This window comes from Larkinella rosea (genome assembly GCF_003858635.1).
Taxonomy (GTDB): Bacteria; Bacteroidota; Bacteroidia; order Cytophagales; family Spirosomataceae; genus Larkinella; species Larkinella rosea.
On sequence record NZ_RQJO01000015.1, the window covers coordinates 421,144 to 434,073 of the forward strand.

Here is a 12,930-nt window from a genome sequence, read left to right on the forward strand (position 1 = left end):
AAAATCGTTAAAACGTTGCGTTGATGCCCGCGGTCAATGTGCGCGGAATGGGAACCTCCACAAAATCGAAGCCCCGGACGGCGTTGGATTGACCAGCCGCGTTCGTTTCCGGATCATACCCGCTGTAGTTGTCGATCGACAACAGGTTCCGACCGGCTACGCTAAACCGCACGTTGCGGAAACCCCAGAACTTCGGCGTTACCGTGTAGGCCACCGAAAGCTCCCGGAGTTTGGCGAACGAACCGTCTTCGATCCAGTTCTCGAAAATGCTGAACAGGGCCGCACTCGTGCCTTTCGGAACTTCCCCGCGCAGTTCGGGTTCGTAGCCTTTCAAGCCGCCGTACAGGTCACGGTCGCCGACGCGCTTGGTGAAGTTAAAGACGTCGAAATTCCGCATGGCGTCCCACTGCATCCGGAACGACCAGCGCGATCCTACCGACACTTCGTTGATCAGCGAGTAAATCGCGGTCGGGTTGGGGTTGCCAATGACCTTGCTCAAAATCGTGCCGCTCGGCTGGCCATCTGCGCCCCGTTGAACGGTGTACGTACCGTTGGCACCCTGAACGCCACGTTCGCGCTGGGGCAAACCGCCGGGTGTCAGCAACAGACTTCCGTCGGGATTGCGGGCAAAAAACGTGGCGTAAAACGCGCCCAGCGAATACCCGTTGACGGCGGCTACCTGACCAAAACCGCCCGCGAAAGGCAATACGCCGTTACCTTCGACCCCGTTCGTAATGTTCTTGTTGCGCGTATAGGTCGCGGTGATGTTCCAGCGTACCTTTTTCGTCTCCACCGGAATCGCCCGAACCAGCGCTTCAAAACCCCGGTTGGTCATGGTTCCGATGTTGACAAACCGATTGTTGTAGCCGCTGCTGGGCGACAGTGTGCGGTTTAGAATCAAATCCTTCACCTCCTTGTGGTAATAGGTGAACTCGACGCCGATGCGGTTTTTGACCAGGCTGAAATCCGTGCCGATTTCGAGTTCGGTTTGCCGTTCGGGTTTCACACTGAAGTTCCCTAACTGTGCGGGGGCTGCATAGCCCACCAGACCACCCACCGATACCGGCGAATAATTGGTAAACCGGTCGTAGGGACCGATGGCCGTCAGGTTACCCGCCTGGCCCCAGGCGGCCCGGATTTTAAAATCCGGTAAGACGTTCGCCAGCGACGACTCTTTCCAGAACGGCTCTTCCGACACCACGTACGAGCCGCTGAGTTTGGGATAGAACTGCCAGCGGTTGTCGACACCGTAGACCGAAGCGGCATCGACCCGACCGGCGGCTGTCACGAAAAACCGGTTGAACAGCCCGAAGGTTTGCTGCGCAAAGACGCCGAAGAAACTCCGTTCGGTCCGGGTTTCAGCCGCCACAATATTGGCTCCGTTGTTGATGGTCTGGCCGAAAACGCCCAACTGCTGGGCCGTAATGCCCGTTCCAAAACTGCGGTCGTATTGCACCGTCGCCCCGATGCCGGTCGTGGATTTCAGCCAGTCGGTCGGGCTGGCCTGGTAGCGAATGTTGAGGTCGTTGTTCAACTGTAAAACCGACGCTTCGCTTTTGCGCGAATAACCGGCGTTGTACGACGGTGTCGTGTTGTTGGGCGGAATGTAGCCCGTGGCGAGTTGGGAATAAGTGTCCAGGCCGAACGTGAAGTCGATGCCCAGACCGGGCAGGGGCGTCAGATTTAGCTGGGCGTCGCCAATGTACCGGCTGGTGCGCTGGCGAAAGTCGAAGCGGGCAATGGCTTCCAGCGGGTTGGTGCGCCGAACCACCGCAACCGGAGCGGTCGATGGGTAAATGCCCGTGGCCGGATCGGGTTGCGGATTGATGAAGTTGTTGCTGAAAATAAAACCGGTCAGGGCGCCGTAGGCTTCGTTGATCCCGCCGTTCGGAATTTCGTGGCTGCTGCTGTAGGTATACGCTGAACCGATGCTTAGCGTCGCCCATTTGGTCAGCGTCTGCTGAATCCGCATCCGGCTGGACGCCCGGCTGAAATCCGCTCCGCGAACAATGCCCTGATTGGCGAACAGCGAACCGGAGAAAAAATACTGGGTATTGGCCGTTCCGCCCGCTACCGACAGGTATTGCTCGTGGCCGGTGGCGGTTCTGAAAATATCTTTCTGAAGATCGTAACGCGTAACCGGGGTCTGCGTGTTATCCGTCACGGTCGCGTTGGTAAAATTGGTCGGTTGTTCGTTGTAGGGCAGCGTTTTGCGAATATCGCTCAACCGAAACTGGGTGGAAAAGGTAATCGTCGGGCGACCTTCCTGACCCCGCTTGGTGAAAATCTGCACCACGCCGTTGTTGGCCCGCGATCCGTAAATGGCCGCAGCGGCTGCGCCTTTGATGATTTCGATGCGCTCGATGTCGTTCGGGTTGATGTCGACCAGGCGGTTTTGCGAATAGCCCCCCAAATCGATCAACTCCCGCGAGTCGTTGTTGACGATGACGCCATCGACAATGTACAGCGGATCGGACGAGCCGACGATGGTGCTGGGCCCGCGCAGCCGGACGCTGATCCCCCCGGCAGGGTTGCCGGAGTTCTGGGTGATTTGGGCACCGGAAACTTTCCCCGCCAGTGCCTGATCGATCGACGTAGCGGCTGAAAGTTGCAGATCCTTGGCCTGGACTGTCGCAATGGTATTGCCAAGCTGTTTCCGGCTGGTGGCACCGGAGGTTCCGGTGACGACCACTTCGTCGAGGCCCAGTGCGTCATCCGCTAACGTGCTGTTGGTTGACACGGTAGTAGCCTGCGACAACGTAACGCTCTGCCGCTGGGTTTGATAACCGATGGAACTGAACTGGAGCGTGTAGGTGCCGGGGGCCAGACTAGCCGTAAAGCGATAGGCACCGGTCTGGTCGGAAATGCCACCTGAGGTGGTGCCAACGATACCGACCGACGCGCCGGGCATGGGCTTGCCATCGGATTTCGTCGTCACCTTCCCCTGAAACGTGTACGTTGTACTTTGGGCCTGAATTTCCCAACCAACCAACAGAAAAAGAACCCGTAGTAGCCAGTGAAAGCTACTTCTCACCTGTAATCGTTTTGATTTCATAGAATGTTGATAAAAAACCTGTAAATAACACGAAGATCGATTGTCCGTCTAGTAAGTAACTGATTTTTTGGGAAAGAAAAAACCCGTTTTTGACGAGCGGAAGGAGCTTCAATGCCCGAAAAGTGCGGACACTTTCCGGAACAGCGCAACGATTGGGGTAGTTTTTCCTGACTGTCAATTACTTTCTGTAATTTGTCGGACTCAACTCTAAAGCCATGAACACAGAAACCGTTTTCCAAATCGTCAATACCCTTGTTCTGCCCCAATGGCTGCTGATGATTGTCGCTCCCCGCTGGAAACCGACCGAATTCCTGGCTAAATCGCTCCTGATTCCGGCGCTGCTGGCGGTTTTTTACATTTATTACCTTTTTTTCGGAAATAGTGCCCTCGATTTGCAATCGTTCAGCACGCTGGCGGGTGTAAAAACGTTATTCAGCCAGGACACCGGGCTGCTGGCTGGCTGGATTCACTACCTGGCGTTCGATTTGACGGTGGGAAGCTGGATGCTGCGCCATGGCCAGCGCCGGAAAGTGGCGCACGGCTGGCTGATTCCGTGTCTGATTTTGTGTTTCCTGCTGGGGCCGGTTGGATTGCTGCTGTATCTCGGCGTTCGATCGGCGAAGTCGCAGAAAATTTATTGATACCTTACTTTTGTGCCGATGAAAACGCTTTCTTTTTTACTGGTTCTCGTTTCGACCACGACGTTTTCGCAGTCATTGCTGTGGAAAGTGTCGGGCAACGGGCTGAAAAAACCGTCCTATCTGTTTGGTACTTACCATATTCTGAAAGATAGCTATCTCAACCAGAACCCCAAAATCAAATCGGCGTATGAGGGCGCAGAAGGCGTGGTGGTCGAAACCGAAATCGACTCGTCGGCCATGCTGTCGATGGCGATGCGGGGATTGATGCTCGACAATAGCCTCAACAAACTGCTTTCGGAAGCGGATTATAAACTGGTGGCCGACGAATTTAAAAAGGGAACGGGGTACGATCTGGGGCTTTTCAACCAGATGAAACCCATCGTTACGGCCACGATGCTCAGCCTGGCGTACGTCCAGAAAGAATCCGATACGCTCAGCACCTTCACCGGTTTGCCAATCGATCTGTATTTTGCCAGCGATGGTCGGAAACGCAAAAAAAACGTCAGTGCGCTCGAAACAATGGGAGAACAAATGTCATTTCTATTCGATCACGACCCGGTGGAAAAACAGGCGCAGCAACTGGTAGAAATGGTAAAGGGAAAAGACGATATGCACGACATGGGCAAATCGGTTACCGAACTGTACCTGAAGCAGGATTTACAGGGTATGTGGAAACTGAACGAAAAAAGTGGTAGCACGTTTGGCGATATGACTTACCTCGTCGATGAACGCAACCAGCGCTGGATGAAGCGGTTGCCGGGGCTCATGGCCGTCCGCCCCACCTTTGTGGCCGTGGGCGCGCTGCATTTGCCGGGCCCCAACGGCCTGATTGCCTTGCTGAAAAAGGAAGGTTATACCGTCGAACCGCAGTAATCAGGCAAACCGCCGTTTCAGAATATCGATCAGCATCGCCACTTCGTCGCTGCTCATGTCCCACAAATACTGGGCGGCATAGCGGTACGAAACCAGGTCGCGGGCCTGATCGTAGCTCGTCGCGCGGTTCAGTTCCTCAATCGCTTCATTGTACGAAGCCGCATTGCCATTGAACAACTGGTTGATAAACATGAACTTCTGATTCAGCGAAATACTTTTGCTGATGCTTTCGATCGGTGCGCGGTAAAACGTTTCGCCCACGGTGACCGGCCCGTTTGATTCCTCATTAACGACCGGATTAACTTCCAGCGTCGAAATGTCGCTGAGGTGCGCCGTTGCCTGACTGGGTTGCATCGACGGCGCAACGGGCTCTTCGGCGGAACCGGTATCGGATAAAAAATGGGTTTTAACCGTGAAATCCGGATCGGGCGGGGTTCCGTTGACGGTTGTGCCCGACCCATTGACGGGCGGTGGCGACAGCGGAGCCGCCGGAATGACGGTATTTTCAACTTCGGTATCAAAAAATGATTTAGTGGCCGCCGGAAGCGGTTGCGCAGGCAACGAATCGTACGACGACTTGCGCAGTAACATACCCGGATCGAGCAATACTTTTTCCGAAAACAACGGGATGTATTTCTCCGGTTTTTCCAGTTCCCGGCCCCGCTGCATCAAAATCTCATCGAGCCAATTCAGGGCCTGATTGACGTAAACGACACTTTTTCCCTTCATGCGCTCTTCCAGAGCTGCCGGAACAAACTTGTTGATCTGCGTATACCGGGTCAGCAAATGGGCTGCGTCGGCCGTGAGCGAGAAGTCGGGCTGGTTCCGCAGGGCTTCGTCGAAATAATGGCGTGGGTCGAACAGCAGAATCAGCGTTCGGCGGGTGGCGTCGGCCAGCAAAGGTTCCAGATTTTCGCGACGCACCGAAATATGTTGCGATACGGTATTCATAAAAACCTGCATCGCCTGCCGGACATCCGGGTGTTCAAAATCAAAAAAAGGACTGCGAAACCGCTCCGCGTCGCTCCGCCATTTGTCGGATAAACTACTGATCACAAATAAATTGACCTGACTGACGGGACTAAGCTTTAAGAGTTCCTGACCGCTGATAACCGTGTGGTGGGCAAAAAAATCACCCGCCACTTTTCGGGCGTATGATTTGCAATATTCAGTAAGGGAGGAGGCATTGAACTTGTTCGACATATCAAAATATCTTTGCTTTGTAAAGATATGGTTTTCGCTTAGAATATTCCGTTCAGACATGGGTGAAATTCTCGTTGGAGCCGTTTTTGCCACAACAAGAAGAGTGCCAGATTATTGAAAAACAGAACGATTGAAGGGTCGAATGCAAGCGACACTTATCCATTCGCCCTTACGGTTGTTCAATCATTCTATTCAACGTCAGGAAAGTATGTTTATTGAACCGAACCGCCGACGTGAACCGCCCCACCTGCGCACGGGTTGGATTGAAGTAATTTGCGGTTCCATGTTTTCCGGAAAAACGGAGGAACTCATTCGTCGGATCAACCGGGCCGTTATCGCCCGACTCAAGGTCGTCATTTTCAAGCCGTTGATCGATACGCGGTACCACGAAGAAAACATCGTTTCGCACAACGCCAACGCGGTTCGTTCGCAGCCCGTTCAGACGGCTCACGACATGCTGACCCTGGCCGGAGACAGCGAAGTGGTGGGCATCGACGAAGCCCAGTTTTTCGACGACAAAGAACTGATCGAAGTCTGCAACCAATTGGCAAACGAGGGCAAACGGGTTATTCTGGCCGGTCTGGACATGGATTTCGAGGGAAAACCGTTCGGCTGCATGCCGCAGTTGATGGCCATTGCGGAATACGTTACGAAAGTCCACGCCATCTGCGTCGTTTGTGGCGACATTGCCAGCTATTCCTACCGCCTGAATAAATCCAAAGAGAAAGTCCTCCTCGGCGAAACCGATAGCTACGAAGCCCGCTGCCGCCGGTGTTATAATCTGGGTAATCAGGTGGTTAGCAAAGAATGGGTGTATGAGGATACGAGTAATGAATAATTAAAAATGAACAATGAATATCAAGTACTAAATAGTGAATATCCTATAGCGAAGGGGGGAATGGTGGTGAAAGCGGTGCATTGCCCGGCGCATTCATCCGTTATCCGTTATTCGTTATTCACTATTCGCTATTTAGCCCTTTTTATTCATTGTTCATTCTTCATTGTTCATTTCGCAAAAGCGCAACCCGGCGTCTGGCATTCCCATCCCAGTTTTCTTTCCACGCAAACCGTTGCGGCTGTTCAAAACAAGATTTACTGCGCATCGGAGAACGGTTTTTTCTACTACGATCCAACGGCGAATGAAGCCACGCGGCTGAGTCACGACGACGGTTTCAGCGAATCCGGCATCAGCCAGCTTTTTTATCTTTCCGACCAGAAACGGTTGCTGATTGGTTACCGATCAGGCACCATTGATTTACTATCTGTAACCGATTCCGGCGAACCGGGAAACATAACGACGATCACCCTTATACGCGACGCTACGCAGATTCAGGGGAGCAAGCGAATCAACCACCTGACCCGCACCGGGAACGATGCCTACCTGGCCTGCGATTTCGGCATTGTGGTGCTCGATGTGGCCCGGGGCGAAGTCCGGGATACGTACCGCAATCTGGGACCCAACGGTACACCGGTGACGGTTTTTTCTACCGCACTGGCCAACGACTCCATCTACGCATCCACCTCGCGCGGGCTGCTGGCGGCCCGGTTTGCGCCGACGGTCAACCTGGCGTTCTTTGGCAACTGGAAAACCGTATCGCTGCCGCCCGGAACGTCCGTGCAGTCGGTGGTCGGCGTAGCAAACCGCTTGTACGCGGCCATTCCGGGGCAAGGGGTTGCCGAGCGGCAGGGCGGGCGTTGGGCCGTGGTCAAATCCCTGCCCACTATCACCGGTTTACTGGCAACGGCAACGGAATGGATTGCCACCGCCCTCGATCAACTCCAGCGGGCGTCGGGCGTTTTGCTGCAGAATGCGGTTTTGGGTGAGCCCAAAGAAATCACCGAAGCGGTCGGAAGTTTCTGGGTGGCCGATTCGCTGTCTGGTTTGCTGCGAATTACCGGAACAGTTGTGCAGGCCGTCAGTCCCGATGGCCCGGCTTCGGATGTGTTTCAGCGGTTGGCGGTCGGTCAATCGGGCCAGGTGCTGGCGTTGCCGGGCGGTTTTACCGACGACCTCAAACCGTTGCGTCGCCGGCGCGGTTTTGACCAGTTTCGGAATGGCCGCTGGCAGAATTTTTTGGCGTCATCCCTGCCGACCGATTTCGTTACGGCGGCTTACAATCCCACCGACCAGCGGACGTATCTGGGGAGTTTCGGGGGCGGGTTGTGGTCATTCGATAATCAGAATTTGCCGGAAGTCGTCAATCGGACGGTTGCTACCATCAGCAGCCTGGCCGTTGATCCAAATGGCGAAATCTGGCTGGCAACGCCCTCGCTGGCGTTAGGCCAGGCAACGGTTCAGGTTCGGCGAAAAACCGGCCCATTTCAGTCATTTGCGCCCAGCCGGGGTGATATTCACCAATTGATTATCGACGACAGCGGTTTTTTGTGGATGCGGTTAAGCGCCTACAATGGTGGTGGGATGCAGGTTTTCGACCCCAAAACCAACCGAACGCGGCTTCTGTACAACCAGTCGGGTGAAGGCGATTTGCCGGACCGAAACGTACGCTCGCTGGTGAAAGACCGCGATGGGCTGATCTGGGTCGGCACCGACAATGGCATGGCGGTTTTTGATAATCCGTCGGCGGTTTTTACCGGATCGGTCAACGCCTATCGGCCCGTCTTCGATCGTCGGCGGTTGTTGAGTGGCGAGTCGGTGACAGCGCTGGTCGTCGACGGCGGAAACCGAAAATGGATCGGGACTATGAACGGACTGTATCTGTTCAACGAAGATGGGACGGTTTTGATCAACACGTTTACCGCCGACAACAGCCCGCTGCCGTCGTCGCAGATTACGGACATTGCGATTGAACCGACGACTGGCGAAGTCTTCATTGCCACGCCCAATGGGCTGGTTTCGTACGGCGGAACGGCGAGCGAACCGGCCCCGGTTTTTGCCGGAATTACGGTTTTTCCGAACCCGGTTCGGCCGGATTTCGGCGGTTTGGTCAGCATTCGGGGACTGGTCGAAAATACGGTTGTCAAAATCATGGACGCGGGTGGCCAGTTGGTCTTCGAAACCCGTTCGCAGGGCGGAACTGCCACCTGGAACCTGCGCGATTACCGGGGTCGGGCCGCCGAAACCGGCGTTTACTTCGTATTTGCTGTGGCGCCCGATGGGCGGGAAGGCGTGGCCGGGAAATTAGCCGTCGTACGTTGATTGTGGGGGCAAAGTTTTATTTTTGTATCATGAAACCATACATCGTCGGAATTACGGGCGGGAGTGCCTCCGGAAAAACCTCGTTTTTGAAAGGATTGATTTCTGCTTTTTCGGAGGATGAAATCTGTCTGATTTCGCAGGATATGTATTATAAACCGCTCGATCAGATTCCCCGCGACGACATTGGTGTTCACAATTTCGATTTGCCCCAGACCATTGATCACCTGCGGTTTGCCGATCACATCCGGCAACTGCACAAAGGCGAAACCATTGAAATGAAGGAATACACCTTCAATAACCCCCATGTGGTGCCTAAGATGCTGACCTTCAAGCCAACGCCCATCATGGTTGTGGAAGGAATATTTGCCTTTCATTTTGAAGAAGTGGCCAGGCAACTTGATTTGAAGATTTTCATCGACGCTAAAAACAAGATTAAATACGAACGCCGGATGGTGCGCGATCAGGCCGAACGGGCGCTTTCGCCGGAAATGATCAAACACCAGTGGGATTACCACGTCAAGCCAACCTACCAGGAATTCATCAAACCCCACAAAGCCATCGCGGATATTGTCATTCCCAATAACGTCCATTACCAGAAAGGTCTGGAAGTGGTGGTTGGGTATTTGAAAGGGAAAGTCGCTAATTTGGCGGCAACATAACCAAAACCGGGTGCCGGGTTCGGCATCCTTTCATTCCTGAATCGTATGAATTTTACGCTCAAATTGCTCTCGGCGACTCTGTTGCTGGCAACCTCCGTTATGGCTCAAAAACCGGAAACCGTCGAACTCTGGCCCAAAAATCAAATTCCCAATGCGATTCCGAACGAGGCCGTTCAGGAGAAATCGGAGCTGGGGAAAGACGGTATTTTGCGAATCAGCGACGTCAAAGTGCCGACGATAGCGGTTTTTCTGCCGCCCAAAGATAAAGCGACCGGAGCCGCGATTATGGTGATTCCGGGTGGTGGTTACAGCTTGCTGGCCTACGGCCACGAAGGCGAAGAAATGGCGCAGTGGTTCAACGAGCGCGGTATTGCGGCTTTTGTGCTGAAACACCGCCTGCCCGACGACCGGACGCAGACCAACCGCCACGAAGTTCCGCTGGCCGATGCCATGCAGGGCATGAAGCTGATTCGGCAAAATGCGGCCAAATGGAACATAAACGCTGATCGGCTGGGCGTAATCGGTTTTTCGGCGGGCGGTCACCTCGCTTCCACCTTGTCGACGCATTACCACCGGGGCGCTGCCGCCAGCGAAGAAGCGAAGCCGAATTTTGCGATTCTGATGTATCCGGTGGTGACGTTTGGCGCGAAAGCACACGTTGGCTCGCGGGAAAAACTGATTGGCAAAAATGCCAGTCCGGAGCAGATTGCGTACTATTCCAACGAGTTACAGGTGGATGCCAAAACCCCACCGACGTTTCTGGTGCACGCGCAGGACGACAAGGGTGTGCCGGTGGAAAACAGCATTGACTATTACCTGGCGCTAACCAAAGCCAACGTCCCGGCCGAAATGCACATTTATCCGAAAGGTGGCCACGGCTATGCACTCCGCGTGAAAGGCAAAGGCTCCATTGAAAACTGGCCTGCCGCGTGTGAAGGCTGGCTGAAATCGATGGGATTATTGGAGAAGAAGTAAAAAAGAGTTATTTCGCGGAGTTGAGCGGAGAAAAAGGAGGTAAGCAGAGTCTTTTCTTCGCTTAACTCCTTTTTCTCCGCTCAACTCCGCGAAATAACTTATCGCTTACTCTTAAACTCTCAAAAACACCTTCTTCGTATACAGGATATACAGAAACGCCCACTTCACGGCCAATAGCCCGACGATGGCGCCAACCGCCCGGACGGGTTCGGCGAAGAAACTGAGAATGCCTTCAAAAAAGAATTTAGCTGCGTATTCGAAGTCGATGAACTCCCCGGCAATGTAAATCAGGATGGAATTCATACCGATGACGGTGAAGAAAAACGCCCATCCGCTTACGTTTTTGACGTCGATAATCCAGTAAAACAACGCCAGCATCAGCACGCTCCAGCCACCGGCTACCAACACGAATGAACTGGTCCACAGGTTTTTATTGATCGGAAAAACCAGTCCCCAACTATAGCCCAGTACCAGACAGGAAAGACCGCCGAGTACAAGCCACAGCGTTTTCTGGCCGCGGTTGGCCGTCCGACCTTCGCTCTTAAGCAACTGGCCGGAGAAAATGCCGAGCAGCGCCGTTCCGATCGCGGGAAGAGTGGAGAACAATCCTTCCGGATCATGTACTTTCAGGTACAGCCGACCCGGCATAATGGAGCGGTCGATGTAACCCGCCAGACTGCAATCGATCGTTAATAGCCCGGCTCCGCAACCCGGCACCGGAATCAATTTCATCATCGCCCAATAGGCCAGCAACAACCCGGCAAACCAGGCATATTGGACTTTCGGATTCGGGAAATACAGGTAGATTAACTGCCCGCACATACCCGCCAGACCAATTCGGCCTAGTACGCTCCCAAACCGCGTTTCGCTGAGGGTTTTGACGAGAATACCGTTGTTGTAAATGATGCCGAGCAGCACGAGAATCAAGCCGCGTGTGATCATTTTACGGGCCAATTCCCCTTTCGGAACGCCCCGTTCCAGCCGGCTGCCGACAGCGAAGGGCGTGGAGACGCCCGCCATGAACAGAAACAGCGGAAAAATGCAGTCGTAAGGCCGAAAACCGTTCCACTCGACGTGGGTGAACTGTTGGGCCATAAAAGCGGCCCAGGCCCAGCCCGTCGTTTTGGCCAGCACGTAAAAAATCTCTTCTCCACCGGCAATCCAGAACATGTCGAAACCCCGCAGGGCATCCAGTGATTTCAGACGCCGGACGGGTGCCGGTTGGGCCAGTGCAGGTTCTGAAGCAGCCGTAGAAGTTTGTTGCATAGCAGTTTGAATAAGAAAACCGTTGGTAATACTGTTTTGGGCCGATAACGGACTATCAGGTTAGTAGAGCAGTTCGCCGATTTATTTGTCATTTAAGATCAATGGAACATTGCCCCGACTGCCCAGAACAATGATTTTCGCATTGGGTGAAGCGGCCAGTTCGCGCTGCACCTTGATCTGCTCATACTGCAACTGTTTATCAGACAGACCCGTTGCCAGAATTTTCTGATAGTCGGCAATTCCCTGGGCTTCCACGCGTTTCCGCTCGGCCTCCTGTCGTTCTTTTTGCAACACAAACTGCATTTTCTGCGCGTCCTGCTCGGCATTGATTTTCGATTCGATGGTCGCTTTAACCGACGCGGGCAGGTTGATGTTCCGAATCAGCAACTGCTCCAGCATCAGCCCGCGTTTGGTCAGATCGGATTCGATGGTTTTGTAAATGCGGTTTTGAAATTCATCCCGTTTGGTGGAATAAAGCGCCACCGCATCGTAATAAACCGCATTGTCGCGGATGCGGGTGCGGGTGATAGGACGTACCACTTTGTTGGAATAGTCGGCCCCGATGCTGCGGTAAATTTTGGGGGCTTCGGTCGGATTGACGCGGAATAAAACCGTCAGGTCAATGACGACTTCCAGTCCGTCGGCGGTCAGCACCCGGATGGCGTCGTCGCCCAGTTGCCCGCTCTCGTCGTGCGCACCGGACATGGTGTAATTCTGGGTCTTAACGTCGAACTCGGTAACCGTCACCAGCGGATTGACGAAATTCAGACCACTTTCCAGCACACGATCCTGCACACTGCCGAATAAGCTCTGAACACCCACCGTTCCGGCGTCGATCTGGCGCACCGACGACAAGAGAAAACCGATGATAACGAGAATCGTTCCGACAACCTTGAGCGGCCGCGAAAACCGGGCGACGGCCAGCGAAGGCGTATTAACGGCAAAACCGACGATGAGGGCCAGTATGCCCAAAATGAAGAAAAACATTTTTCCGTGGTGAGTTTAGTACAGTCATAGTAATGATACAAACTTTTATCCACAGAAACTTTGATAGGAACACAGATTTGACGGATTGAACGGATTTTCACGGATAACTCAGTT

Annotated in this window: 10 protein-coding genes; 6 read left to right on the forward strand and 4 right to left on the reverse strand. The window is 53.8% G+C overall.

The window, feature by feature from the left end; all coding sequences use genetic code 11:
* Positions 1-7: 7 nt before the first annotated feature.
* Positions 8-3,055 carry a SusC/RagA family TonB-linked outer membrane protein gene (locus EHT25_RS28245; protein ID WP_124878803.1) on the reverse strand — a complete coding sequence of 1,016 codons (3,048 nt, stop codon included), beginning with the start codon at positions 3,053-3,055 and terminating at the stop codon, positions 8-10.
* 215 nt (positions 3,056-3,270) lie between these two features.
* Between EHT25_RS28245 and EHT25_RS28250 the strand changes: the two genes are divergently transcribed.
* Together EHT25_RS28250 and EHT25_RS28255 are read left to right on the forward strand one after the other, a co-directional pair.
* On the forward strand, positions 3,271-3,696 hold the full coding sequence (locus EHT25_RS28250) for an ABA4-like family protein (RefSeq protein ID WP_124878804.1): 426 nt from the start codon (positions 3,271-3,273) through the stop codon (positions 3,694-3,696).
* 18 nt (positions 3,697-3,714) lie between these two features.
* The gene (locus EHT25_RS28255) at positions 3,715-4,569 is read left to right on the forward strand and encodes a TraB/GumN family protein (RefSeq protein ID WP_124878805.1); all 855 of its coding nucleotides are present in this window, start codon (positions 3,715-3,717) and stop codon (positions 4,567-4,569) included.
* Here EHT25_RS28255 and EHT25_RS28260 read toward each other — a convergent pair whose 3' ends face one another.
* Positions 4,570-5,772: a DUF8457 domain-containing protein gene (locus tag EHT25_RS28260; protein ID WP_124878806.1), complete on the reverse strand. Its 1,203-nt coding sequence runs from the start codon at positions 5,770-5,772 to the stop codon at positions 4,570-4,572. It lies immediately after the preceding gene.
* Positions 5,773-5,980: 208 nt separating this feature from the next.
* Here EHT25_RS28260 and EHT25_RS28265 point away from each other — a divergent pair, with 208 nt between their 5' ends.
* Genes EHT25_RS28265 through EHT25_RS28280 form a run of 4 tightly spaced genes read left to right on the forward strand, consistent with a single transcriptional unit; the run spans position 5,981 to position 10,563 of the window.
* Positions 5,981-6,610: a thymidine kinase gene (locus EHT25_RS28265; RefSeq protein WP_124878807.1), complete on the forward strand. Its 630-nt coding sequence runs from the start codon at positions 5,981-5,983 to the stop codon at positions 6,608-6,610.
* 6 nt (positions 6,611-6,616) lie between these two features.
* On the forward strand, positions 6,617-8,929 hold the full coding sequence (gene porZ / locus EHT25_RS28270; RefSeq protein ID WP_124878808.1) for a type IX secretion system anionic LPS delivery protein PorZ: 2,313 nt from the start codon (positions 6,617-6,619) through the stop codon (positions 8,927-8,929).
* 29 nt (positions 8,930-8,958) lie between these two features.
* Positions 8,959-9,588: a uridine kinase family protein gene (locus EHT25_RS28275; RefSeq protein ID WP_124878809.1), complete on the forward strand. Its 630-nt coding sequence runs from the start codon at positions 8,959-8,961 to the stop codon at positions 9,586-9,588.
* 45 nt (positions 9,589-9,633) lie between these two features.
* The gene (locus EHT25_RS28280; protein WP_124878810.1) at positions 9,634-10,563 is read left to right on the forward strand and encodes an alpha/beta hydrolase; all 930 of its coding nucleotides are present in this window, start codon (positions 9,634-9,636) and stop codon (positions 10,561-10,563) included.
* Between the two features lie 111 nt (positions 10,564-10,674).
* On the opposite strand, the gene EHT25_RS28285 is transcribed toward EHT25_RS28280, so the two are convergent.
* Positions 10,675-11,829 carry an acyltransferase family protein gene (locus EHT25_RS28285; RefSeq protein WP_124878811.1) on the reverse strand — a complete coding sequence of 385 codons (1,155 nt, stop codon included), beginning with the start codon at positions 11,827-11,829 and terminating at the stop codon, positions 10,675-10,677.
* Positions 11,830-11,910: 81 nt separating this feature from the next.
* Positions 11,911-12,816 (reverse strand): prohibitin family protein, encoded by a 906-nt coding sequence (locus tag EHT25_RS28290; protein WP_124878812.1) that lies wholly within the window; start codon positions 12,814-12,816, stop codon positions 11,911-11,913.
* Between the last annotated feature and the right edge of the window lie 114 nt (positions 12,817-12,930).

What these genes read in the sequence shown, in the direction of transcription:
- EHT25_RS28280 (WP_124878810.1), top strand. Translation starts at nt 9,634, where the DNA reads ATGAATTTTACGCTCAAATTGCTCTCGGCGACTCTGTTGCTGGCAACC.
- EHT25_RS28260 (WP_124878806.1), bottom strand. Translation starts at nt 5,772, where the DNA reads ATGTCGAACAAGTTCAATGCCTCCTCCCTTACTGAATATTGCAAATCA.
- EHT25_RS28265 (WP_124878807.1), top strand. Translation starts at nt 5,981, where the DNA reads ATGTTTATTGAACCGAACCGCCGACGTGAACCGCCCCACCTGCGCACG.
- EHT25_RS28275 (WP_124878809.1), top strand. Translation starts at nt 8,959, where the DNA reads ATGAAACCATACATCGTCGGAATTACGGGCGGGAGTGCCTCCGGAAAA.
- EHT25_RS28250 (WP_124878804.1), top strand. Translation starts at nt 3,271, where the DNA reads ATGAACACAGAAACCGTTTTCCAAATCGTCAATACCCTTGTTCTGCCC.
- EHT25_RS28245 (WP_124878803.1), bottom strand. Translation starts at nt 3,055, where the DNA reads ATGAAATCAAAACGATTACAGGTGAGAAGTAGCTTTCACTGGCTACTA.
- EHT25_RS28285 (WP_124878811.1), bottom strand. Translation starts at nt 11,829, where the DNA reads ATGCAACAAACTTCTACGGCTGCTTCAGAACCTGCACTGGCCCAACCG.
- EHT25_RS28290 (WP_124878812.1), bottom strand. Translation starts at nt 12,816, where the DNA reads ATGTTTTTCTTCATTTTGGGCATACTGGCCCTCATCGTCGGTTTTGCC.
- EHT25_RS28255 (WP_124878805.1), top strand. Translation starts at nt 3,715, where the DNA reads ATGAAAACGCTTTCTTTTTTACTGGTTCTCGTTTCGACCACGACGTTT.
- porZ (WP_124878808.1), top strand. Translation starts at nt 6,617, where the DNA reads ATGAACAATGAATATCAAGTACTAAATAGTGAATATCCTATAGCGAAG.